This is a genomic window from Providencia sp. PROV209 (genome assembly GCF_028479485.1).
Taxonomy (GTDB): Bacteria; Pseudomonadota; Gammaproteobacteria; order Enterobacterales; family Enterobacteriaceae; genus Providencia; species Providencia alcalifaciens.
Window position 1 is genome coordinate 1 of record NZ_JAMPNR010000018.1, and the last position, 23,184, is coordinate 23,184.

Sequence of the window (23,184 nt, forward strand, 5' to 3'; positions counted from 1 at the left end):
ATTCACTGATCCTAGTCACATACTTGTGTATGCTTCTAGGAATTCATTTTCTTGCCGCCTACCTGCAACTTAAACTACTTTGTGTATTATTAAGGAATTGAGGCTAGCGCCGCACCGTCCCATGATAATATCACGCATCTACGTTGCTGCAAGCGAGGAAATATCCTTGCAAGCAACTATTTGATCAGCAATCGTTTTCGCAATAACCTTAGGAACTGAATGCATTTAGCTTGAGAGTGTCATAACCTCAGTAAACCAGATAACCATCATAAGAGCGACTTATTACAGCGATTCGCTATTCCATCCGATTTTTTGTTAAAGTAACGGATAAATTTACTATCATAAGGGTCAAGTTATGCTGATTACCATTTCACCTGCCAAAACATTAGACTACGAAAGCCCGCTACCTATCGACACTTTTACCCAACCAGAGCTACTCTCTGAATCGGAGAAATTAATAAAAACGTGCCGAAAACTCACGCCGGCAGATATCGCAAGCCTAATGAAAATCAGTGACAAACTCGCAGGATTAAATGCAGCGCGTTTTGGTGAATGGCAACCCAACTTTACGCCTGATAACGCACGCCAAGCTATCCTTGCCTTTAAAGGTGATGTGTATACTGGTATGCAAGCAGAGACCTTCTCGCCTGCTGATTTCGAATTTGCTCAACAACATTTACGTATGTTATCAGGGTTATACGGTGTTTTACGCCCATTAGATTTAATGCAACCTTATCGTTTAGAAATGGGTATCCGCCTTAAAAATAGCCGCGGTAAAGACTTATACGAATTTTGGGGAAACATCATCACTGAGCATTTGAATAAGGCGCTCGCGGCCCAAGGGGATAACATCCTCGTTAATTTAGCATCTGATGAATATTTTAAATCTGTGAACACCAAAAAATTAGACGGCACAATTATCAAGCCGGTCTTCTTAGATGAAAAAAATGGTAAATATAAAGTCATCAGCTTTTATGCAAAAAAAGCACGAGGATTAATGAGCCGTTTTATTATCAAAAATAAACTCACTAAATCAGAACAGTTGTCCGACTTTAATTTAGACGGTTATCAGTTTGACCAGTCACAATCGAAAGGCAATGAATTAGTCTTTACACGCCCCGAACAAGCTTAAAAACCAAACTCATCATCTTGATTTGTAGGGTGCACACCACGCCCTACAAAATTCATACTCAACATTCGACACTCTATTTCAAATCTCCGTCACAATTTGGCGATAAAATAAACACGCGCATGGGGTATAGCATTCTTTCACCAGTGGACTTGAAAGACTTATGCCAGAATCCAAGTCAGTCTTTGCCATTTATTTTGGAGGTGATCAATGCCATATTCTGCTGCATCACATCGTTACACAGAAATGGAATATCGTCAGTGCGGTCGGAGTGGATTAAAACTCCCACTTATCTCTTTGGGACTCTGGCATAATTTTGGTGATAACAAACCAATTGATAACTGCCGTGCCATGCTAAGGCATGCTTTTGATCATGGCATCACTCATTTCGATCTTGCCAATAATTACGGTCCCCCTCCAGGCTCCGCAGAACAACAATTTGGGCGTATCCTTAAGCAAGATTTTCTACCTTATCGTGATGAAATGATCATCTCCTCTAAAGCAGGTTACACCATGTGGGAAGGACCTTATGGGGATTGGGGCAGTAAAAAATATTTAATTGCTAGCCTGAACCAAAGTTTAAAAAGAATTGGGGTCGATTACGTGGATATTTTCTATCACCATAGACCTGATCCTCAAACACCATTGGAAGAAACGATGGCTGCCCTTGATCTGATTGTTCGTCAAGGTAAGGCTCTCTATGTAGGAATCTCTAACTACCCCGCAGAAACCGCGCAAGAAGCCATTCGTATTCTCGAGCAGCTGGGCACTCCTTGCTTAATCCATCAACCCAAGTATTCCATGCTAGAACGAACACCTGAAGAAGGTCTTCTTGATTTACTCGAAGAAGAAGGTGTCGGCTCTATTGCTTATTCTCCATTAGCTGGCGGGATTTTAACGGACCGATATCTTAATGGCATTCCTGCTGATTCTCGTGCCGCAGGTAATCCATCACTCCCTCCAGAAAGACTGACCTCTGCTGTGCTGGCTAAAGTGAAAAAGCTCAATGACCTTGCATTCGATCGAGGACAAAAACTGAGCCAAATGTCCCTTGCGTGGTTACTACGTCACGACCGTATTACCTCTATACTCATTGGAGCAAGCCGTATCAGCCAAATTGATGATGCACTCGGTATGATGGAAAAACGGGATTTTAACCAAGATGAATTAAAGGCCATTGAGCTTATTCTTGAAGATTCTATTTAACCTTTCTGCTAGAGCTATCGCTTAATAAGGTATTTAAGGGATAGCTTTCTATTTTCGTATATTTATTTAAATACAAACGAACGAATAAAACTTTTGTTTACTATTTTATATTCACCTAGACTAAATTTAATCCATTAATTAACCAACAACATTCTTTAATTATTTAAGTGAGTCATTTAAGCTTTATTTGCAGTTTAATTAATTCACTTTATAACGAGGAATTTATATGCGTAAAATCTCTACTATCCTAATCACCTTATTATTCCCTTTATCAACTTTTGCTATGACAATACCGGTTAATGACCAGCAATCTACCACTGAATACTTATGGAGCAATGGCGGAAATGGCGATAATGGCGGACACGGAGGCAATGGTGGTAATGGCGGAAGTGGTGGTAGCGGTGGGCATGGTGGAAATGGTGGTAATGGCGGCAATGGAAATTAAATAAACCCGATTATTTAATTATTCCCCCCTTCGCTAATAAGGGGGGATGGAGGATACAATGAAAACTCAATCTCTATTTCAATTATTCACTATTTTATTTTTCACAACAACACCAATACTAAGCCATTCAAATAACTTTCAATTTAATAAACATAATTTATTTAATATAAATAAATTTATTATTATCGATAATATTTATCGATCTAATTTTTGTGTGCCTCTTTATTGCCACGGTCATTATTTTTATTTCTCGGAACAATCTATCAATGGTAGCCACGGTCAAAATGGCAGCGGTGGTAATGACCACAATGGAGGTCTAGGTGGGAATGGAGGTCTAGGCGGAAATGGGGGCTCTGGAGGTAATGGTCAACATGGAGGAAATGGAGGGAATGGCGGCAACAATGGGCACGGTAATCATGGGGGACACGCCACACCAGGCAGTAATGGAAATGGCGGTAACGGTGGGAATGGGGGAATAAATGGGGGTAATGGCGGACACGGTGGCAACGGAGATGGTTTAGGTAACGGAGGAAATGGCGGTAACGGCTCCACCAATGGAAATGGGGGTAATGGAGGGCATGGAGGAAGCAATGGCGGTCACGGAGGCAATGGAGGAGATGGTGACGGGAGTGGTAATGGCGGAAATGGTGGAAATGCAGGTATCGGAGGACAAGCGGGTAAAGGTGGAAAAGGCGGACCAAATGGCGGTCAAGATGGCGCAGATGGCTCAATCTATTGATCCTCCAATAAACGACACCATAAAAAACGGAAGCCAACTTAGCTTCCGTTTTTAAAACACCTATTGATAAAAACTATTGTTTAGGCGCTAACTTCATTAAAAATTCACGTAACTGAGCGAAATCTGATGGTAAGAAGTGAGAAAGCAGTGGTAAATCCGCGCGTTCAGCCAGTTCTTGTGGCAGTGTAATTTGCTTATTTAAAATCGCTTCAACGCTCTCTTTAAATTTCGCTGGGTGAGCAGTTCCCAAGAACAAGCCATACTCACCCTCTTGTAATTGATCACGCAGCACACGATACGCAACCGCAGCATGAGGCTCAGATAAATACCCCTTTTTGTCCAGCTCACGTACCGTCTCTTGAGTCACTTCATCACTCACCGCCCCGTAACCAAGGTCTTTTAATGACCACCCTTTACGGCGGAATAATTCCTCAATACGTGGCCAGTTATTTGGCTGACTCACATCCATTGCATTAGATAAAGTTGCCACCGTTTGATGCGGTGCCCATTTTCCATCGACTAGGTAGCGAGGAACCGTATCATTAACGTTAGTCGCAGCAATAAAGCGTTTTACTGGTAATCCCATGGATTTTGCCAATAAGCCGGCGGTCAGATCCCCAAAGTTACCGCTTGGGACTGAGATCACCAATTGATCACGTTTTTCTGCTGGGATCTGAGCAACGGCTTCAAAGTAATAGCAAATTTGCGCTAATAGGCGGCTAATGTTGATTGAGTTAGCTGAATTCAAATACAGGGCTTTTTTCAATTCTTCATCATCAAAAGCCTGTTTTACTAGCGCCTGACACGCATCGAAATCATCTTTAATTGCCACAGTATGAATATTTTTACCCAGTGTGCAGAACAACTTTTCTTGCAGAGGGCTAATTTTGCCTTCTGGGTACAAGATCACGACTTGGACATTATCCAAACCATAAAATGCATGCGCTACCGCAGCGCCTGTATCCCCTGACGTTGCTGTTAAGATAGTCACGGGTGCCCCACCCGCGACTTGACCTAATGCTTGCGCCATAAAACGCCCGCCAAAGTCTTTAAATGCTAATGTAGGTCCGTGGTATAACTCTAAAGTCGCAACATCATCTTCAACTTTAGAAACGGGAGCTGGGAAAGCAAACGCAGCGTTGACCCGAGCAGCAAGCTGATCCGCAGGAATTTCGTCGCCGATAAATGCACTTAAAATACGGCTACTACGAGTGACAAAATCCAATTTCAGCAATTCATCAATTTCACTAGCGCTAAACTCAGGTAAGTCTTGAGGGAAAAAGAGACCTTGCTGCTTACCTAATCCCTGTTTCACGGCTTGCGCGAAGCTGACCTGTTCATTGTTATCTTTTAAATTATACAGTTTCATCGTTTACCCTATTGTCCTTGCACCCGCCATATCTAAACGACAGATATGCACAAAGCCTTCATCATTTTGAATGTAATGTTGTTGTAGGTACTGCACCATGTCTTCCGCGATTTTTTTATCATCGCAAATTGTGAATATCGTTGGTCCTGAACCTGAAATACCACAGGCTAATGCCCCAATTTGCTTCGCATGTTCGCGCGCCTTCGCAAAACCAGGGAGCAGTTGTGTACGATATGGCTCCGCCACAACATCTTTAATCATCGTCACCGCTAATTCAGGCTGATGGGTATGGCAAGCATGGATAAAGCCAGATAGATAACGCCCATGGTTCACAATGTCATGGCGAGAATAACTATCAGGTAAAATAGCGCGCGCTTCCGCAGTCGATACTTTGATACCTGGGTACGCCATCACCCAATACCAATTTTCGAACGCAGGTACTGGCTGAGAAATAATGCCATTTTGCTCAATGATCAGTTGTAAACCACCCAAATAGCAAGGTGCAACGTTATCATAATGAATACTGCCGGAAATACGCCCTTCTAACTCCCCCATCATGCCAAGCAATGCAGTTTCATCAAATGGCTTGTCAGCAAATTCATTAAGCGCCATCAGTGCAGCCACCACAGAACATGCACTTGAACCTAAACCAGAACCAATCGGCATGTTTTTTTCAAGGGTCATTGCCACATTCAGCTTTTTACCCAGTCGCTCGCAAAACAGTTCCCAGCACTGGTAAACAATGTTGTGTTCCATTTTTTTCGGTAACTTAGAAACAAATCGACCTTTATTTTCTAATGAAAATGTATTCGCCGCTTCAATGCTGACACAATCGCCGAGTAGCGAGCCATCAATCGGAGAGACTGCTGCGCCAAGCACATCAAACCCAACGCTCACATTGCCAATTGAAGCGGGTGCATAAACTTTGATCACTTCTTAAACTCCCAATTTCCATGATAGGGTACGCAGCATATCCGCAAATACACCCGCTGCTGTTACATCATTACCAGCGCCATAACCTCTTAATACTAAAGGAATTGGTTGATAGTAGCGTGTGTAGAATGCCAGTGCGTTTTCGCCATTTTTCACTTTAAACAGTGGGTCATTTCCGTCAACGGCAACCATTTTCACCTGACAACGACCTTCTTCGATAAGACCCACATAGCGTAACACTTTTTCTTCGGCTTCAGCGGCTTTTATACGCGCTGCAAAAGGTTCATCTAATTGTGGGAGACGCGCCATAAATTCAGCAATGCTGCCAGAACTATCAAAGTCAGTAGGGAGTACAGATTCAATTTCAATATCACTGAGTTCGAGTTCATAGCCTGCTTCACGAGCTAAAATCAGTAGCTTACGCGCCACATCCATTCCAGATAAATCATCACGAGGATCAGGCTCAGTAAAACCTTTTTCTTTTGCCAATGTTGTCGCTTCAGATAAAGACATGCCTTCATCCAGCTTACCGAAAATGAAGGACAGTGAACCGGATAAGATCCCACTAAAGTGAACCAATTCATCCCCTGCATTGAGCAAGTTTTGTAAGTTCTCAATAACCGGTAATCCTGCCCCTACGTTGGTATCGTAGAGAAACTTACGTTTCGAACTCTCTGCTGCCTCACGTAATTGATGATAATAATCCATCGATAATGTGTTGGCTTTTTTGTTCGGCGTCACAACGTTAAAACCATCTTTTAAGAAGCTGGCATATTGCTCTGCAATTTCTTGGTTAGAGGTACAGTCGATGATCACCGGATTTAAGAAGTGATACTCGCGTTCTAAACGGATCAGGCGGCTAAGACTAAATGGCTCTTTAGCTTCCGCTAATTCAGTTTTCCAGTTATCTAAATCAATCCCTTGCATATTAATCAACATTGCTCTTGAGTTGGCGATACCGCACACGCGCAGATCAATATGTTTTTGCTTCAGCCATTGCTGTTGACGGTGGATCTGTTCGATCAATGCATTACCCACCCCGCCAACACCGACGATAAAGGCTTCAATCACTTGCTCAGCATTGAATAACATTTGATGGCATAAGCGTACCGCTGAAGTTGCCGACTCATTAGCGATAACCGCAGAAATGGAACGCTCTGATGAACCTTGGGCTATCGCAACAATATTGATGTTGCCGCGCGTTAATGCAGAGAAGAAACGAGCTGAGATACCTTTCAATGTGCGCATACCATCCCCTACAACGGAGATAATAGCCAGCTGCTCCATCACATCTAACGGGTCTAACACACCATCTTTAAGCTCTAAATAGAACTCTTCTTCTAACGCACCACGGGCACGCTGTAACTCATTTTGAGGAACACAGAAGCTGATACTGTATTCAGAAGATGACTGAGTGATCAACACCACGGAAATCCCTTTACGAGACATCACCGAGAAAATACGGGCGGCCATGCCAACCATACCTTTCATTCCCGGACCTGAAACGTTGATCATCGCCATGTTATTCAGGTTAGTGATCCCTTTTACAGGCGTGCTAACATCCGTTTGCCCATCACCAATCAGCGTACCCGGCGCGCTTGGATTAGTGGTATTTTTGATGAGACAAGGAATTTGGAATTGTGCAATTGGTGCGATAGTACGTGGGTGCAGAACTTTCGCACCAAAATAAGAGAGCTCCATCGCTTCTTGATATGACATGCCTTTAAGTAAGCGTGCATCTGGCACTAAACGCGGGTCACAAGTATAAACACCATCAACATCCGTCCAGATCTCACAACAATCTGCACGTAAGCATGCCGCTAATACCGCAGCCGAATAGTCGGAACCATTGCGCCCTAAAACAACCAGCTCCTCTTTATCATTCCCCGCAGTAAAACCTGCCATTAGAATAAAATGATCTTTAGGGATATTTAGCTCAGCAATACGCTTCGTTGATTCATTGATATCCACAGTGGACTCAAGGTAGTGACCTTTTGCCAGTAAGCTTTTTACCGGATCAATAACTGTCACTTGATGACCACGTGCTTTTAATACCGATTCCATGATGGCGATGGAGAGTTTTTCTCCACGGCAGATAATTGAGGCGTTGATGCTATCAGGACATTGCCCTAGAAGAGTAATACCATGCAGTACTTGCTTGATTTGCGCGAATTCATGCTCAGTGAGTTTTTTCAGCTTGTCATATTCAAAACCGGGTTGTTTTTCTTTTAAGCCCTTTAACAGATTAGCAAAAATCATCTCTGCATCACTGACATGCGTGATGACATCTTGACCTGCTGCTGTTTTTTCAATCATTGCGACCAAATGGTTAGTAATCTTAGCTGGTGCCGATAGCACCAAAGCCACTTGCCCATCAGCTAATTTACTTTCAGCGATGTCAGCAACATTGAGTACCCGTTCATCATTTGCAACTGAGGTACCGCCAAATTTAAGCACACGCATGGTATTTCTCTCCTGAATTAGCGCCAAAAAAAAGCCCACATCTTTTTAGGATGCGGGCTTTTTCATTTTTATTTTTTGGATGCGTCAGCCCGCCCCGTTTCCTGTGGTCACGGTGGTGGTGGTAATAATCGTAATCAGGCTGATGTTACGCATAAATTTTGTTTGTCTCGTAGGGAACATTTTGGTTTCTCCCTATACGGTTAAAGTAATCGCATAATAATGTCAAATTTATTTGCATTTACACCCCCTCAAAGCCTTTAAATTCAGCTAAGCGATCCTCTGCTATCATCAAAAAAATCTTCATAAAAAGAGAGTTTATCGCTGACATTTAGTCATAAAGTTTATTTATTCTTAAATTAATGGTTTTTAATTTTATTTAAAATAAAAATTATTTTTGCGTACAAAAAACAACCAAAAGGCAAACTTTATGGTGTGTTATCTATCTCCAGACCCCACAACCAATTTGAGGCAAATAGCGTCAAATTTCCAAGCTTCAGAGTTTAGCGAATTCAGATCAATATTCACCCCAACTGTAAAAAAACGTTACTTAGTTTCAGATCAAAATTGTACATTGGCGCCCAAAATAATTAGCTGACTCATTATTATCATGAAAACATTAATTCGGATATTTCTGAGGCGGTTTATTGCATTTTTGTAAAAAAAAATAGATTCACGCAAAGTGGATAAGTACAACCCCTTACTTTGAACTATAAAAAACCAAAAATACTATTTTTACGCGATTTTGGGGTGAATAACAAAATTTTACTCTTCAATAATTTTACATTATTCAAGGGAGCAGAAAATCAACCCGCAAACAAACTTAAGTCAAATCACCATCTTACTATCCCTATTAAGATCCCCCTTTATTTGTGATATCACGCTGAAAAAATGGCAGTATCTCAATTTTTTTATCTTGTTTTTGTCATCATTTCGATATCTCAATAACAAATAATTTTGGTATAATTATCTACCTAACAATCATTGTTAACGTGCTACAATTGATTTTGATATGTATCAACAAAAGTTAGTTTTTTAGGTGGTAAATGCAGTATTAGCTGTTATATTGCTGTTAACAGCCCAATATTGGGAAAGTGCTTAAGTTTTGGTTCGTTTTACAGCCTTTTGCCTAGCGGATAGGCAGCGTTAAGTCACTGAAAAATGTAAAGACAAATTTATACTCATGAACGTGTTTTTCCAGATAATCATACCAACAACCACCTAACTGGAAACGGCTCATGGGTTCAGTATTTTTATTTTAATACTTTAGGTAGCAAATATGCAGACCCCACACATTTTGATCGTTGAAGACGAGATTGTCACACGTAATACGCTGAAAAGTATCTTTGAAGCGGAAGGTTATGTTGTTCACGAAGCCACCGATGGTGAAGAAATGAACAATGTTCTTTCAGAACATGACATCAACTTAGTGATCATGGATATAAACTTACCAGGTAAAAACGGTTTACTGCTAGCTCGTGAATTACGCGAGCAAGAAAGTATTGCATTAATGTTCTTAACTGGTCGTGATAACGAAGTTGATAAAATCCTTGGTCTGGAAATTGGTGCAGATGATTACATCACCAAACCATTCAACCCACGCGAATTGACTATCCGTGCACGTAACTTACTGTCCCGTACTATGAATTTAGCCGGTGGCACAGAAGAACGTCGTCTAGTTGAAAGCTATAAATTCAATGGCTGGGAATTAGATATTAATAGCCGTTCATTAGTCAGCCCTGCGGGTGAGCACTATAAATTACCACGTAGTGAATTCCGTGCAATGCTGCATTTCTGTGAAAACCCAGGCAAAATTCAAACCCGTGCAGACTTACTGAAGAAAATGACAGGTCGTGAGTTAAAACCACACGACAGAACTGTTGACGTAACGATTCGTCGTATTCGTAAGCACTTCGAGTCAACACCTGATACCCCAGAAATCATCGCCACTATCCATGGTGAAGGTTACCGTTTCTGCGGTGATTTAGACGAGTAATCGTCACTAAGCTATGCACAGAACCGGCGAAAGCCGGTTTTTTATTGACTGCAAAATATAAAAACTTTATGTGGCATTAAATAACTCGAATAATATTCCGATATATCTATCTATTCATCACATATTTATAGGTAGAACCCATGACTGATTTTAACCAATATAAAAATACACTCAGTAGCCTCAAATTTTATGTTTATGCCTTATGCGAAGTTACAGGAACGACCCGAATTCCTTTTTATATCGGGAAAGGTACAGGCTCTCGTTGTTTAACACATATTAAAGATGCATTAACGAGAGATAAACTATCAAGAGAGGAAGACCCAAAGCTAAAACGAATTTATGAATTACATAAAGAAAACTTACTGGGTATTGATATTCTTTGTCATGGTTTAGATTCAGACACGGCTTTTATGGTAGAAACAACTTGCATAGACTTGTACGGGCTTGAGGGTTTAACCAATAAGATCAATGGTAAAAGCACCAGTAATGACATTGATATTCTCAAGCAAGGACGATTAACATTAGAAGAAACAGCTTCACTTTATTCACAAGAAGTTATGAATGTTTCAGATATTAAGCACCAAGGTATAGGGTTTATTTTAAATAAGCTTTATAGATTTAATATGAGTGAACTTGAATTATTTGAGGCAACTCGTGGAGTATGGCATAACCCCCCTCGAAAAAACCAAGATATAAAATATGCTTATGCTACCTATAACAATATCATTAAAGAAGTGTATGAAATTCACTCTTGGGTAGAAGCAGGTACTCAACAATACTTTACTCGAAATGTCACTCAAGGAAGTGGGCGTTGGGAATTTATTGGCAGAAAAGCAAGTGATGAAATACGTTCGCTTTATGTGGGTAAAAGCATAAAACGAGATAGAAACTTTGCTCAACCATTTTTCAAAGTTGGCTTTAATAATTCAGATACACAAATCTAGTGAGTTATATTTTCTAAGAGCCATAAAAAAACCGCCACTGACTTTAAACGTAATCAGTGGTGGTTTTTATATCAAAAAGGATTACCACGGCATAATCGGTACCGCACTCAGCGCATTCTTCGGCGAGCCATCAATCATCTTATCGGAATAGGTTAAATAGATCAGTGCGTTACGTTTAGGGTCGTAAAAACGAACGACTTGAAGCTTTTTAAACACCAATGACGTTCTCTTCTGGAAGACTACTTGCCCTTTTTTCGGGTTACGTTTTACGCGGTCATTTAATTCAATGGGGCCCACTTGTTGACAAGAAATTGCGGCGTCAGATGTGTCTTCTGCTAACCCAAGCCCACCTTTAATTCCACCTGTTTTCGAGCGGCTTAAATAGCAAGTGACATTAGCAACATCGGGGTCATCAAATGCTTCTACCACAATTTTATGGTCAGGACCGAATACTTTAAAAACAGTATCTACTGAGCCAATTTCTTCTGCGGCTGCCACAAAAGATAATGCAGACAATATTGTTCCCAAAACGAGATTTTTCAGTGTATTGCCTTTCGCAATACCCTTTTTAAATTTGGAAGAACGCATACAGTATTCCCTTTTCAGCTTAACGTCTAAATTTCAAATAATCTAAACGGCAATAATTCTGTTTATTAATGAAATATTAAATACAACTCATTTACTATAAACGAAAATGATAAGTTGTTATAGAATAGCTATTCATTGATTACTCATATCTGTTCTGTGAGTCGTATTGCCTGGGGATATCCATGGATCAAACAAATATTATTCGCGACCTTCTTCGTTGGATAGATGACAATCTTGATAAACCATTATCATTGGATAATGTTGCCGCTAGAGCGGGTTACTCAAAGTGGCATTTACAGAGAATGTTCAAGGATGTGACCGACCAAGCAATTGGTGCTTATATTCGCGCTAGACGCTTATCTCGTGCCGCAGTTGCGTTACGTTTAACTAGCCGTCCCATCCTTGATATTGCATTACAGTATCGGTTTGACTCACAACAAACTTTCACACGCGCATTCAAGAAACAGTTTAATCTCACGCCTGCATTTTATCGCCGTACCGAAGAATGGTGCGCAACAGGCATCTGTCCTCCAATTGTTTTAGATGACCATTCACCTCTTGATTATGAATTTATCACCATGGAAGAGCAACCACTGGTTGGCTTAGAACAAAGTTGTTCTTACGTGCTTGAAGAATGGTCAACAGCCTGTTCCCAAATGCGTCAATCTTTCTGGCGGTACTATTTAGAGCACACCACCCATGTGGCTTCAGAAGTGTTCGGTTTGCACCATGCCATTCATAGTTCAGAAAAAGATGATGAGCAAACGGTGTTTTATACCACTGCGGTTAAACCTGAAGATGCTAGCTTTAGTAATACCGAATATAGCCATGTCACCATTCCTGCAGGTGAGTACGTGAAATTTAACTATCACGGAGAAGCCACGAGAGAAAGAATGCAAGAGTTCCTATACCATGTTTATGGGGTTTACTTGCCAAAACTGAATCTGACTCGTCGCCCTGGTTATGACGTTGAGCACTATAAAATTAAAAATGTGGAACATCATGTGAGCGCTGATGCGGATCCAAGAACTCATATTGATACATTTAGCTATTATGTTCCGATTAAAAAGCCTGAAATTCATTAAATCTTTATAGAATTTCACTCGCACGAAAAAAAGGCGCTTCATGAATTGAAACGCCTTTTTTATTTATTCGATTTTTAACCTTGCTGTTCATCAAGGGCGGGTTGCGAAAGATGGGTCACTTCTCCTGCCGTTTCGACAATCCAACCATTCGCTAGCCATGGGCTATTTTGGTAATCCACACGAGATAATGAACAATTGCGCAGACGTAAGCGACGTGGAGAATTTGCAGGTACGCCTAAGATACGGCTTAGCAATGTACTGAGTGCAAGACCATGGCTAACTAATAATGGTCGACTTCCCTCAGGCAAATCTAAGCAGCTATTGAGTGCTGCAAACATACGCGTGAAGAGCTCGTCCATGGATTCACCATCAGGAATTCGACCACCTTCAGCGCCATTTATCAGGCTTTGGCGCCATTGTTCTTCCTGTTCAGATAACGAGCCTATCTCTCGCTGTTCTAAAACGCCCATATTTAATTCACGCAGGCGCGGTTCTGTGATAATTTCACACCCGCACACTTGCGCAATAATTTGTGCAGTTTCTCGTGTGCGTCCCATATCACTAGTGATAATATGGGTAATACCTTCGGATTTAACCCGTTGAGCGACCTGCATTGCCTGTTGGCGACCAAGTGTCGTCAAAGGGCTATCGGATTGTCCCTGTATGCGACGAGCAACGTTCCATTCAGTTTCGCCATGGCGAACAAGATAAACCTGTAACATAGATGTGTTCCGTTATTACTGTACAAAGTATGTGTTCAAAGGAAAATAATTAATGTACCAAGTTATAGCTGCAACGACGAATCCAGCCAAAATTAAAGCGATTCATCTTGCTTTCGATGCCGTTTTTGGGCCTGGCAGTTATCAAATTGAAGATATTAATGTCGATAGCAGTGTTCCACAGCAACCTATCGGTAATAATGAAACCCGTACAGGAGCAAGACAACGTGTGATGGCATCACGCCAAGTACGCCCAGAAGCTGACTTTTGGGTGGGTATTGAGGCGGGTGTTGAAGATGACATGACATTTGCATGGATTGTGATTGAGCATCATCAAATCCGTGGAGAATCCCGTTCCGCCAGCATTATGATCCCAGAAAAAGTTCTTGCAGGGATCCGTGAGGGTCGTGAACTGGGAGATGAAATGGCTGATCTCACTGGTATTGATAATATCAAGCAACAAGGCGGTGCAATTGGCTTTTTCACCAATGGCGTATTAACGCGCACCAGCGTTTATCAACAAGCATTAATATTGGCTTTAGTTCCTATCAAACACGAAATTTATAAAGAGCTAAATCACATAGAAGACTAATTATACTCAAAACAATCTAAAATGCATGTAGGGCGCTTAGCAATAAGAGCCCTACATGTAGCACTTTGAAAAAATTATAAAAACTACAGTAGCTTAGATTCCAGCCACTCTTTTACCGGAATAGGAGCTGACTTCAAACTGTTAGAACCACGAGTAATGGTGGCAATACCAACACCCAGCTCATTTTTCAATTCGCGTTGGCTCATTTTTCCACGCATTAATTCTTGTACAATTCTTACGCGTGTTCCTAATGCCGTCCGTTCATCCGGTGTCAGTAATAATTGAAGAATTGAATCCTGTATATTTTGCTCAAAAGCCATTTGCAGCAGTTCCACAAAACGTTGCCAATCCGCGTTCTCATCGGCGGTTAATGCCGGATCTGATTTATATTCTACAGTCATCATTCTACCCTTCCATACTATTAAACTAGTACAAATAATAGCACAGAACACTATTACTCCTAATGAAAAATACACTGCCCATCTTATCGATGGTCAATCGCGCCACTCGATAAGATGGTACATCACACGGATCAGTACTTCATATTCCATTCTGACGCAGAGAGTACATTACCTTTCTCACCTAAGAAATGTTTATAAAACAAATCGTAAGAGAGCACATTTTTCACATAACCACGAGTTTCTGCAAACGGAATACTTTCCACAAAAGCCACCGCATCAATGCGCCCTGCACTGTTGCCTAACCAGCGCGTGACTCGAGATGGTCCCGCATTGTAAGCAGCACTCGCTAGAATACGGTTATTGCCAAATTGTTGATAAACATCGTCTAAATACGCAGTACCTAGCTCAATATTCATCACCGGGTTGGTCAATTGCCCTGCATTTACATAGCCGCTGATCCCTTGCTTTTGCGCCGTATGTTTTGCGGTCGCAGGCATTAACTGCATTAAGCCCGTCGCACCCACAGGCGATTGCGCTTGTGGATTCCATGCACTTTCTTGGCGAGCGATCGCCATTGCATAGCTTTTTTGGATCATTTTACTGCGGGTGTAATTATCAAACTGTTTTTCCCACGCAAGAGGGAAACGCTCTTCAAGATGATCCCACAACTTCGCTGTGATCGTCGCTTGAACACTAAGATCAGCCCATTTATTGTCGAATGCATAACGGGCCAGCTGCTCTTGTTGATTCGTGGACATTGAAGAGACTAAGTTGATCCACTCAGAGCGAGCAAGGTTATCCATCTCCCAATACATTAGCTCTCGAATACGTTGAATTTGCGGCATGTTGCGGATACTTTCATCGGGTTTCACCGCTTTGTTCACCATGACCGGATAGTCCATTTTTAGTTGCTGGGCCGCAACCATTGGATAGAATCCGCGCTTCGAGGTTAACTCACGCAATATGGCTTCCCCTTCTGCGGTTTTGCCCTGATCAATTAACGTGATAGCCTGCCAATATTGCCACTCTTCTTTATTTTTCACTTCATTTGGCAATTGTCTCAGCCATGAAGCCAAACCTGTTTTATCCCCTTCTCCCAGAGCTAAACGCACTCGACGCTCTTTTAAGGCTGCGGAGTTAGTTTCTCGGATCACCTCGTCACGCCACATTGCCTGTTCTGGGGTTACATCAACGCCCATATACTGCCAAGCAACGCTGTCTTTCATTTGCTGGTTTTCTGCCATATTCATTTTCTGGGCAGAACTGATCCCCGCTAATGCAGAACGAGCGGCATCAGGAGATTGACGTGCATAACGGCTAAATCCAGCCAATGTTGCTTGACGTGTAAAATCAGTTGGCGTCAGAATTTTAGCAAACGTGACCACCGTTGAAGGGTCATTTTGCAGCTTCACAAGTGCATCAGAAATGGTTTTGTAGCTACTTGGTAAGCGCTTCGCAAGGTAAGTTGCCGTTGACGTGTTACCGTCTTTGATAGCAAGGTGAATACGCGCCAAAATCATATCCGTTGAAAGATATCCGGCTTTTTCCCATTCAGTAAATAGCTTATCGCACGCCGTAGGCATGGAATTACCATTCAGCCATAATTTTTCAGCACCTTGCCACGCGACCTGTTTATTTCCCGTCGCCCAATTGGCAAAATAGAAATTACATTGTGCTTCCGTTGGCTGTGGCGGTTCAGGGCTAAATGACAATAATGATGCCCACTCTTGGCGACGAGCTAACTCATTCACGAACCGACTTTTTAAGGTTTTAGCGACTGGCAATGTTGGATAAGCATTAATAAATTCTTGCGCTTGGCGAGGGGAAATAATATCTAAATCTTGAGACAACTCGCGATATTCCAGATATGGATACAACGGATAATCACGTAAAGTTGGCATTAAGCGTTCGACTTCATCCATTTTATTGGCATCCCAAGCAAGTTTAATTGCTTGATAACGTTCACGTTGTGCCTGTAAAGAATCCGCCCAAACTGCTGTAGAGACTAACAACATTGTTACCGGAACCGCCGCTAACCAACCTTTCATATTTATTCGCTCCATCGCTTAAATCTTGTTAGAGATTGACCTCAAACATACATAAAGCATTTATTAGATACATCAATAATGTTAATGCTACCTAAAGTTTTCAGCCAGCGACAGAGGAGATTTCTTGAAATGGTTGGGTTTACAATCTTTTACTTATTCGATTCGTTAACCCTGACAACACGGATAACCTAGACCAGCCTAGGGGCGATCGGGTATAGACCTCTGCCGACTTCCCCTAAAATAAGATAATTATAATTAGATTTTCTGCCCTACTATTGCAAAAGTCATATTCAAGAAGCAGGTTTGACAGAAACTCAGATAGTGAATATTTAAAACTTGTTGAGCTTGGCATGTTAGAAAATTCAAAGTCGAAATATCTCAGTTAAAGTAGGGAGGCAGAGTTATTTATTATCTTTTCATTTTTATTGAACAAAATTAAATTTTGTAATGATAATCATTTTCATTTATAGGTGTTATATGTAATATTTATTTATGTTTTTTCGGCAAACTAAGAGTGGATTTGTATATGAATTTTAGTTGTAAGCCTAATGTATTAATGTTCAGTATTGTGCTAATTCCTTTCTTTACAAATGCATACTCGATGCATAAAGGAGATTCGTTTGGATTTATCCCTTCTATTGCGGTACAGGATGCCGCTACATCCGCATTAATGGAAAACATTACTGGTAAAAACATCTACGCAGCTTATGCAATTGGCTTAATAAAAAATAATAAAAACAACAAAGTATCTCAACACTTATGTAATGGACAGGATGAAGTTATAAATACGGCCTTAATTGGAGGGTGCTCGTTAGTTGAACCCGATTCATTTACTTTATTAGAGACTAAGCATTTCATAAATAAAAACGGTGAGATGGTAGAAATTGATGTTCATGATCCTAATACAATTATAACTCCCACAATGAGAGTAACAGTCAAATATATCACTGAACCAAATCCTCTAATTCGGAAAAACAATTGTAATGACTATCGCATCAATGACACACCAACCTCTTGTTTTGTTTTCAAAATAGCACCTTTTATTTTTGATAATTTACAACAAAGAGAATTAGTCATTAATGCCATGGAAAACCCTTGTGCATTTTTGACCTCAGTTGAAGATGCAAAAAAATTTACCAACTTAAAATATCCATACATTTCATACTTAGGCAGAACAGGAGGTGAGGCACGTTACATTCTCGATTGTGATACAAAACACCCAGAAACTTACTCGTCGATTGTAGATGAAAAGATGCAATCAATATTACTTATTCGCAATAAAAAATAAGGATATCTTAACAAAAATGATGAAATTTACGCTTCATTGCGCATATGGGTAAATCATCAAATGGACGGCATATCTCATGCAGGTGAAATATATACGTTACAAGAATTAGGTGTTGAGCGAATTAATACAGATTTCGACATTGTTGATTTTATTGGTGAAAATAGCAACCTTATTGGCGAACGTTCTACAGCTATTATAAATGGTATCGAATGTGAAATGTCTGAGGTTTACTTCACTTATCTTTAATACCATTACTTCATATATTGGGGTCTAGCCGTTTGCAGTTCAGATCCCATCAATTATCATCCCCACCCTACTCAACACCTATTTCGAGCCTTTTGTTATATGTAATAATCGACATCAATAATGAATTAATATTGATTGCATGATGAGGTGATAGCCCCCTGAATTGTCATCACTTGCATGGGAAGTTATTGACATAAAGGCAGGAACAATTACAGTTAGACGCAATTACTTTTGAATGGCTCGTTTTACACACTTTCGCTTTTGGAATCTCACTATTCGCCTTGAATTTATGAGTTCTTACAAAGTGAATAACCGAGCGATGCAATTAAAAATTATGTTATAAAACAAAAGGTAAATAAATTGGCTCAATACGTTTACAGTATGTATCGAGTGGGAAAAGTGGTTCCCCCGAAACGTCATATTTTAAAAAACATCTCTCTGAGCTTCTTCCCTGGGGCGAAAATTGGTGTTTTAGGTCTCAACGGTGCAGGTAAATCCACATTACTGCGCATCATGGCTGGCATTGATACTGAGATTGAAGGGGAAGCACGCCCTCAACCGGGTATTAAAATCGGTTATCTGCCACAAGAACCAAAACTGAATTTGGAACATACCGTTCGTGAAGCCGTTGAAGAAGCGGTTAGCGAAGTTAAGAACGCCTTAACTCGCTTAGACGAAGTGTATGCGCAATACGCCGATCCAGACGCTGACTTTGACAAGCTGGCGAAAATCCAAGGCGAGCTAGAAGCGATTATTGCCGCACAAGATGGCCATAATTTAGATAACCAACTGGAACGTGCTGCTGATGCATTGCGCCTGCCAGCTTGGGATGCGATTATCGGAAACCTCTCTGGGGGTGAACGCCGCCGTGTGGCTATCTGCCGCCTGCTGCTGGAAAAACCAGACATGCTGCTGCTCGACGAACCAACCAACCACTTGGATGCTGAATCCGTTGCTTGGTTAGAGCGCTTCCTGCACGACTACGAAGGCACCGTTGTGGCGATCACCCATGACCGTTACTTCCTCGATAACGTCGCTGGCTGGATCCTTGAACTTGACCGTGGTGAAGGTATTCCATGGGAAGGTAACTACTCTTCTTGGTTGGAACAAAAAGATGAGCGTCTGGCGCAAGAAGCGTCAACTGAAGCGGCTCGTCGTAAGTCTATCGAGAAAGAACTTGAGTGGATCCGTCAAAACCCGAAAGGTCGTCAATCGAAAGGTAAAGCACGTCTGGCTCGCTTTGAAGAGCTTAATAGCGTGGAATATCAAAAACGTAATGAAACCAGCGAACTGTTTATCCCACCTGGGCCACGTTTAGGTGACAAAGTTATCGAAGTGGAAAACCTGAGCAAGTCTTATGGTGATCGCGTACTGATCGATAATCTGAATTTCTCTATTCCGAAGGGTGCTATCGTGGGGATCATCGGTCCAAACGGTGCGGGTAAATCCACACTGTTCCGTATGATCTCCGGTCAAGAGCAGCCAGATTCAGGCTCAATCACCTTAGGTGATACCGTGAAGATTGCCTCTGTTGATCAGTTCCGTGATGCGATGGATGACAGCAAAACCGTATGGGAAGAAATCTCTAACGGTCAAGACATCATGCGTATCGGTAACTTTGAGATCCCAAGCCGTGCCTACGTAGGTCGCTTTAACTTTAAAGGCGTTGACCAAGGTAAACGTGTGGGTGAGCTGTCTGGTGGTGAGCGTGGTCGTTTACACCTAGCAAAACTGCTGCAAGTTGGCGGCAACGTTCTACTGCTCGATGAACCAACTAACGACCTCGACGTTGAAACCTTACGTGCACTGGAAAACGCCCTGTTAGAATTCCCTGGCTGTGCAATGGTCATCTCCCATGACCGTTGGTTCCTTGACCGTATCGCAACGCACATCATTGATTATCAAGATGAAGGTAACATTACCTTCTTCGAAGGTAACTTCTCTGAATACGAAGATTATAAGAAACGCACTTTAGGTGCGGATGCGCTGCAACCACACCGCATCAAGTACAAAAAGATGACCAAATAGTCGGATTGAACGATATTAAAATGGCACCCTAGGGTGCCATTTTTTATACAGAAATTGAGTCGTCCAGCATCAATAATTGCTGAACTAAAGAAACACACTCTAAAAAACGCGAATCGTAGTCTGATGACTCAACATGCATAAATTCAATGCTATTTTTCTTCAGCATTTCAATCAACAGCGTCTGAAACTCCATGCGGTCTTTATCGCTGCCTAAACTTCTCAGCCCATCAGCCACCCAAGGTGTATTGTTCTCAAGTACAATCACCAGATCGAAACGATACTCATCAATCAACGCCTGCACGAAAGGATGCTCTTTACCTTCATAACGTAAGCAAAATGCCTGCGTGGTAACAAAATCAGTATCAATAAATGCCACTTTGTTTGCATATTTCACTGCAAAATCAATATATTGAGCGTGTCCTAGTGCAATCTTATCGTAGTCTGAATATTGTAACGCCATTTCATCGCCACCCAGGTGGCTAAACACATAATCGCGCCCATATTCCCACGCACTGGTGGTATTGAAGATATTCGCTAGCTTATTAACAAGCGTCGACTTCCCACTTGATTCACCGCCTAAGATTGCCACTTTGCGCACAAAGAATGGCTTAACTTCCGTTGGAATATATTCCCAATAGCGAAAAGGTGCTTGGCGAATTTGGTTGCCACTAATATTCATAAACGTGCGCTCAGGATCGATAAGAATGGTTTCGATCCCAAGGTGTTTTTTATAGCGGTGCACATCGTGAGGCTCACCGGAATAGATAAAGCTAGGGTTGATGTTATGCTTTTTCATGAAGCCTTTCATGCCTTCACTCCACACTTCCCAACCGTGAGGATAGGGTTCGATCCCTTGCTCATCAAATGAATGAATATGAATATTTTTCTGATACTTAAAGGTTTGCAGCAACCAGCGCAGACGATCGCTCACCGTTGGCTGTTGTGACATGGAACTGTTCACGAACAGGTCTTTATCCCGAGGCTCATCATGACAGAGGATAACGTGCAGTTCATCCACTTGGCTACATGCGCGCTGAATAAGGTAGATATGCCCAGTATGCAGAGGGTAAAATTTACCGAAGACAACACCGATAGTTTTTGGCTGGATAGGATATTCCAACCCTAAAAAACGATGGAGCGCCGCGATTTTTTGTGCACTAGGGCTTTTAATTTTGTCATTAATTAACTGGCTGAGATAGCCCTTGGTCATCTCTGTTGCATCCGCGACTTGCTGTAATGTGTAACCAGCATTTTTGATGGCACTCTTTAGATACTCAAATTCAGCCATATTATTTATCCTTTCGCTTTTAAGTCCCTTTTAGCAGGGAACCTTTTCTCTCGCTATCTCATCATTATCTAAATGATTCAAAACTCATCCATGACGCTTAACGCATCCGCTAATTTCTTCACACCATACACTTTCATATCGGCAGGTAACTTTTTCGGCATATTCGCATGAGGAACAATGGCGCGTTTGAAGCCATGTTTTGCCGCTTCAGAGATACGTTCTTGCCCACTCGGTACAGGGCGAATTTCGCCTGCCAGCCCCACTTCGCCGAATACAACGAGATCTCGGGGTAATGGGCGATCACGAAAACTTGAAACCAACGATAATAGCAGCGCGAGGTCGGCACTGGTTTCGGTGACTTTAACACCACCCACTACGTTAACAAATACGTCTTGGTCAGACATTTGCAATCCGCCATGGCGATGCAGTACCGCCAGCAAAATAGCTAAACGGTTCTGTTCTAAACCAACCGCAACACGGCGTGGATTGGACATCATAGAGTGATCAACCAGTGCTTGAATCTCCACCAACAGTGGGCGAGTTCCTTCCCATACCACCATCACGGAGCTTCCCGATGTGATTTCATCTCCACGACTTAAGAAAATTGCCGATGGGTTACTCACCTCTTTTAGACCCTGTTCGGTCATAGCAAATACCCCAAGCTCATTCACCGCCCCAAAGCGGTTTTTGTGGCTACGTAAGGTACGAAAACGGTTATCTGCATCACCATCGAGCATGATGGAACAGTCAATACAGTGCTCAAGCACTTTAGGTCCCGCGAGTGAACCATCTTTTGTAACGTGACCCACCATAATAATCGCCACACCGCGAGTTTTGGCGAAGCGCGTTAAATAGGCGGCGGTTTCACGAACTTGCGCCACACTACCCGGTGAGGATTGAATGTCTGCCATGTGCATAACTTGGATAGAATCGATCACCATCAACTTGGGCTGTTCTTGTTCCGCTGTCAGGCAGATTTGTTCAATGCTAGTTTCTGACAACATATTGAGTGTATTGGTGGGTAACCCTAATCGATGGGCACGCATTGCCACTTGCTGCAATGATTCCTCCCCTGTGACATAGAGGGTTTTCATGTCTCGTGATAGCAAACACATGGTTTGCAGCAGCAAAGTACTTTTACCTGCACCTGGGTTCCCCCCAATAAGGATGGCGCTACCCGGTACAACCCCGCCACCCAGCACTCGGTCAAACTCTTTAAAACCGGTGGTAAAGCGCGGTAATTCTTCAAGGCTAATCTCCGACAGTTTTTGGACCTTACTCACGCCTGCAGCATTGCCGGCATAGCCCGTCAGCCTATCGGTACGAGCCGCTGCCGTCGATGCCAAGCGCACTTCCGTAATGGTATTCCATGCATTACAGGCACTACATTGCCCTTGCCAGCGCGGATAATCCGCCCCACACTCATTACACACAAATGCTCTTTTTGCACCTTTCGCCACAGCCACTCCTTAATCACCCAATAAAAAACACCAAACTCGTTAATTATCTATATCTTTGACTTTCTTTTTCTTAAATTCTTTGGTTTATATCTTCCACAAATTTTCTAAATAGTTCGGCGTTGTTGGTAGGCGGCAATTGAGGGTATTCCTAAGAGCATACACAAGTATGTGACTAGGATAGCCGAAAACAGCCAACACCCCTACAACCCGAAATATGACG

The 23,184-nt window shown here is 42.0% G+C and carries 21 protein-coding genes and 1 other annotated feature; of the genes, 11 read left to right on the forward strand and 10 right to left on the reverse strand.

Annotated elements, in window-relative coordinates; genetic code table 11:
- Positions 1-355 precede the first annotated feature (355 nt).
- The 4 genes from yaaA (at position 356) to PR795_RS13505 (ending at position 3,519) form a co-directional block, all read left to right on the forward strand.
- A complete protein-coding gene (gene yaaA, locus PR795_RS13490; RefSeq protein ID WP_181480588.1) occupies positions 356-1,132 on the forward strand; it encodes a peroxide stress protein YaaA in 777 nt (258 codons plus the stop codon).
- Between the two features lie 207 nt (positions 1,133-1,339).
- Positions 1,340-2,335 carry an aldo/keto reductase gene (locus tag PR795_RS13495; RefSeq protein ID WP_181480587.1) on the forward strand — a complete coding sequence of 332 codons (996 nt, stop codon included), beginning with the start codon at positions 1,340-1,342 and terminating at the stop codon, positions 2,333-2,335.
- 226 nt (positions 2,336-2,561) lie between these two features.
- Entirely contained in the window at positions 2,562-2,780 is a 219-nt protein-coding gene (locus PR795_RS13500; protein WP_272516868.1) for a hypothetical protein, read from the forward strand.
- A gap of 58 nt (positions 2,781-2,838) precedes the next feature.
- Entirely contained in the window at positions 2,839-3,519 is a 681-nt protein-coding gene (locus tag PR795_RS13505; protein ID WP_232373846.1) for a hypothetical protein, read from the forward strand.
- Between the two features lie 73 nt (positions 3,520-3,592).
- On the opposite strand, the gene thrC is transcribed toward PR795_RS13505, so the two are convergent.
- The 4 genes from thrC to thrL form a co-directional block, all read right to left on the reverse strand.
- Entirely contained in the window at positions 3,593-4,888 is a 1,296-nt protein-coding gene (gene thrC, locus PR795_RS13510) for a threonine synthase (protein WP_036963001.1), read from the reverse strand.
- Between the two features lie 3 nt (positions 4,889-4,891).
- Positions 4,892-5,821, reverse strand: coding sequence for a homoserine kinase (gene thrB, locus PR795_RS13515; protein WP_006662818.1), 930 nt, complete (start codon positions 5,819-5,821; stop codon positions 4,892-4,894).
- Between the two features lie 3 nt (positions 5,822-5,824).
- Positions 5,825-8,284 carry a bifunctional aspartate kinase/homoserine dehydrogenase I gene (thrA, locus tag PR795_RS13520; protein WP_181480584.1) on the reverse strand — a complete coding sequence of 820 codons (2,460 nt, stop codon included), beginning with the start codon at positions 8,282-8,284 and terminating at the stop codon, positions 5,825-5,827.
- 24 nt (positions 8,285-8,308) lie between these two features.
- Positions 8,309-8,430 (reverse strand) — a sequence feature (Thr leader region).
- Complete coding sequence (thrL, locus tag PR795_RS13525) at positions 8,369-8,464, reverse strand: thr operon leader peptide (RefSeq protein WP_071524960.1); 96 nt, start codon at positions 8,462-8,464, stop codon at positions 8,369-8,371. Its footprint overlaps the feature before it by 62 nt.
- 1,096 nt (positions 8,465-9,560) lie before the next feature.
- Here thrL and arcA point away from each other — a divergent pair.
- Both arcA and PR795_RS13535 read left to right on the forward strand, forming a co-directional pair.
- A complete protein-coding gene (gene arcA / locus PR795_RS13530) occupies positions 9,561-10,277 on the forward strand; it encodes a two-component system response regulator ArcA (RefSeq protein ID WP_004905684.1) in 717 nt (238 codons plus the stop codon).
- Positions 10,278-10,417: 140 nt separating this feature from the next.
- Positions 10,418-11,221, forward strand: a complete 804-nt coding sequence (locus tag PR795_RS13535; protein ID WP_006657129.1) for an LEM-3-like GIY-YIG domain-containing protein — start codon at positions 10,418-10,420, stop codon at positions 11,219-11,221.
- Positions 11,222-11,302: 81 nt separating this feature from the next.
- Here PR795_RS13535 and creA read toward each other — a convergent pair whose 3' ends face one another.
- Positions 11,303-11,809, reverse strand: a complete 507-nt coding sequence (creA, locus tag PR795_RS13540; RefSeq protein WP_006657128.1) for a protein CreA — start codon at positions 11,807-11,809, stop codon at positions 11,303-11,305.
- A gap of 182 nt (positions 11,810-11,991) precedes the next feature.
- Between creA and robA the strand changes: the two genes are divergently transcribed.
- A complete protein-coding gene (gene robA / locus PR795_RS13545; protein ID WP_006657127.1) occupies positions 11,992-12,894 on the forward strand; it encodes an MDR efflux pump AcrAB transcriptional activator RobA in 903 nt (300 codons plus the stop codon).
- 74 nt (positions 12,895-12,968) lie between these two features.
- Here robA and gpmB read toward each other — a convergent pair whose 3' ends face one another.
- Positions 12,969-13,616: a 2,3-diphosphoglycerate-dependent phosphoglycerate mutase GpmB gene (gpmB, locus tag PR795_RS13550; RefSeq protein ID WP_036983375.1), complete on the reverse strand. Its 648-nt coding sequence runs from the start codon at positions 13,614-13,616 to the stop codon at positions 12,969-12,971.
- A 52-nt stretch (positions 13,617-13,668) separates the two neighbouring features.
- On the opposite strand from gpmB, the gene yjjX reads away from it, so the two are divergent.
- Positions 13,669-14,205 carry an inosine/xanthosine triphosphatase gene (yjjX, locus tag PR795_RS13555; RefSeq protein WP_006657125.1) on the forward strand — a complete coding sequence of 179 codons (537 nt, stop codon included), beginning with the start codon at positions 13,669-13,671 and terminating at the stop codon, positions 14,203-14,205.
- An 83-nt stretch (positions 14,206-14,288) separates the two neighbouring features.
- Here yjjX and trpR read toward each other — a convergent pair whose 3' ends face one another.
- Positions 14,289-14,606, reverse strand: coding sequence for a trp operon repressor (trpR, locus tag PR795_RS13560; RefSeq protein ID WP_006662822.1), 318 nt, complete (start codon positions 14,604-14,606; stop codon positions 14,289-14,291).
- Between the two features lie 131 nt (positions 14,607-14,737).
- A complete protein-coding gene (gene sltY / locus PR795_RS13565) occupies positions 14,738-16,654 on the reverse strand; it encodes a murein transglycosylase (protein WP_230083852.1) in 1,917 nt (638 codons plus the stop codon).
- 601 nt (positions 16,655-17,255) lie between these two features.
- Here sltY and PR795_RS13570 point away from each other — a divergent pair.
- From PR795_RS13570 to ettA, 3 genes are all read left to right on the forward strand, one after another.
- On the forward strand, positions 17,256-17,942 hold the full coding sequence (locus PR795_RS13570) for a hypothetical protein (protein WP_272516869.1): 687 nt from the start codon (positions 17,256-17,258) through the stop codon (positions 17,940-17,942).
- 60 nt (positions 17,943-18,002) lie between these two features.
- A complete protein-coding gene (locus PR795_RS13575; protein ID WP_272516870.1) occupies positions 18,003-18,188 on the forward strand; it encodes a hypothetical protein in 186 nt (61 codons plus the stop codon).
- Between the two features lie 360 nt (positions 18,189-18,548).
- Positions 18,549-20,216: an energy-dependent translational throttle protein EttA gene (gene ettA, locus PR795_RS13580; protein WP_006662825.1), complete on the forward strand. Its 1,668-nt coding sequence runs from the start codon at positions 18,549-18,551 to the stop codon at positions 20,214-20,216.
- 43 nt (positions 20,217-20,259) lie between these two features.
- Here ettA and nadR read toward each other — a convergent pair whose 3' ends face one another.
- A complete protein-coding gene (gene nadR / locus PR795_RS13585; protein ID WP_181480580.1) occupies positions 20,260-21,504 on the reverse strand; it encodes a multifunctional transcriptional regulator/nicotinamide-nucleotide adenylyltransferase/ribosylnicotinamide kinase NadR in 1,245 nt (414 codons plus the stop codon).
- A gap of 77 nt (positions 21,505-21,581) precedes the next feature.
- Entirely contained in the window at positions 21,582-22,964 is a 1,383-nt protein-coding gene (gene radA, locus PR795_RS13590) for a DNA repair protein RadA (RefSeq protein WP_181480579.1), read from the reverse strand.
- Positions 22,965-23,184: the final 220 nt, after the last annotated feature.

Bases quoted from the DNA above. Each gene is read 5' to 3' on its own strand.
- yaaA (WP_181480588.1), top strand. From the start codon at position 356: ATGCTGATTACCATTTCACCTGCCAAAACATTAGACTACGAAAGCCCG.
- PR795_RS13495 (WP_181480587.1), top strand. From the start codon at position 1,340: ATGCCATATTCTGCTGCATCACATCGTTACACAGAAATGGAATATCGT.
- PR795_RS13500 (WP_272516868.1), top strand. From the start codon at position 2,562: ATGCGTAAAATCTCTACTATCCTAATCACCTTATTATTCCCTTTATCA.
- PR795_RS13505 (WP_232373846.1), top strand. From the start codon at position 2,839: ATGAAAACTCAATCTCTATTTCAATTATTCACTATTTTATTTTTCACA.
- thrC (WP_036963001.1), bottom strand. From the start codon at position 4,888: ATGAAACTGTATAATTTAAAAGATAACAATGAACAGGTCAGCTTCGCG.
- thrA (WP_181480584.1), bottom strand. From the start codon at position 8,284: ATGCGTGTGCTTAAATTTGGCGGTACCTCAGTTGCAAATGATGAACGG.
- thrL (WP_071524960.1), bottom strand. From the start codon at position 8,464: ATGTTCCCTACGAGACAAACAAAATTTATGCGTAACATCAGCCTGATT.
- arcA (WP_004905684.1), top strand. From the start codon at position 9,561: ATGCAGACCCCACACATTTTGATCGTTGAAGACGAGATTGTCACACGT.
- PR795_RS13535 (WP_006657129.1), top strand. From the start codon at position 10,418: ATGACTGATTTTAACCAATATAAAAATACACTCAGTAGCCTCAAATTT.
- creA (WP_006657128.1), bottom strand. From the start codon at position 11,809: ATGCGTTCTTCCAAATTTAAAAAGGGTATTGCGAAAGGCAATACACTG.
- robA (WP_006657127.1), top strand. From the start codon at position 11,992: ATGGATCAAACAAATATTATTCGCGACCTTCTTCGTTGGATAGATGAC.
- gpmB (WP_036983375.1), bottom strand. From the start codon at position 13,616: ATGTTACAGGTTTATCTTGTTCGCCATGGCGAAACTGAATGGAACGTT.
- yjjX (WP_006657125.1), top strand. From the start codon at position 13,669: ATGTACCAAGTTATAGCTGCAACGACGAATCCAGCCAAAATTAAAGCG.
- trpR (WP_006662822.1), bottom strand. From the start codon at position 14,606: ATGACTGTAGAATATAAATCAGATCCGGCATTAACCGCCGATGAGAAC.
- sltY (WP_230083852.1), bottom strand. From the start codon at position 16,654: ATGAAAGGTTGGTTAGCGGCGGTTCCGGTAACAATGTTGTTAGTCTCT.
- PR795_RS13570 (WP_272516869.1), top strand. From the start codon at position 17,256: ATGCATAAAGGAGATTCGTTTGGATTTATCCCTTCTATTGCGGTACAG.
- PR795_RS13575 (WP_272516870.1), top strand. From the start codon at position 18,003: ATGGACGGCATATCTCATGCAGGTGAAATATATACGTTACAAGAATTA.
- nadR (WP_181480580.1), bottom strand. From the start codon at position 21,504: ATGGCTGAATTTGAGTATCTAAAGAGTGCCATCAAAAATGCTGGTTAC.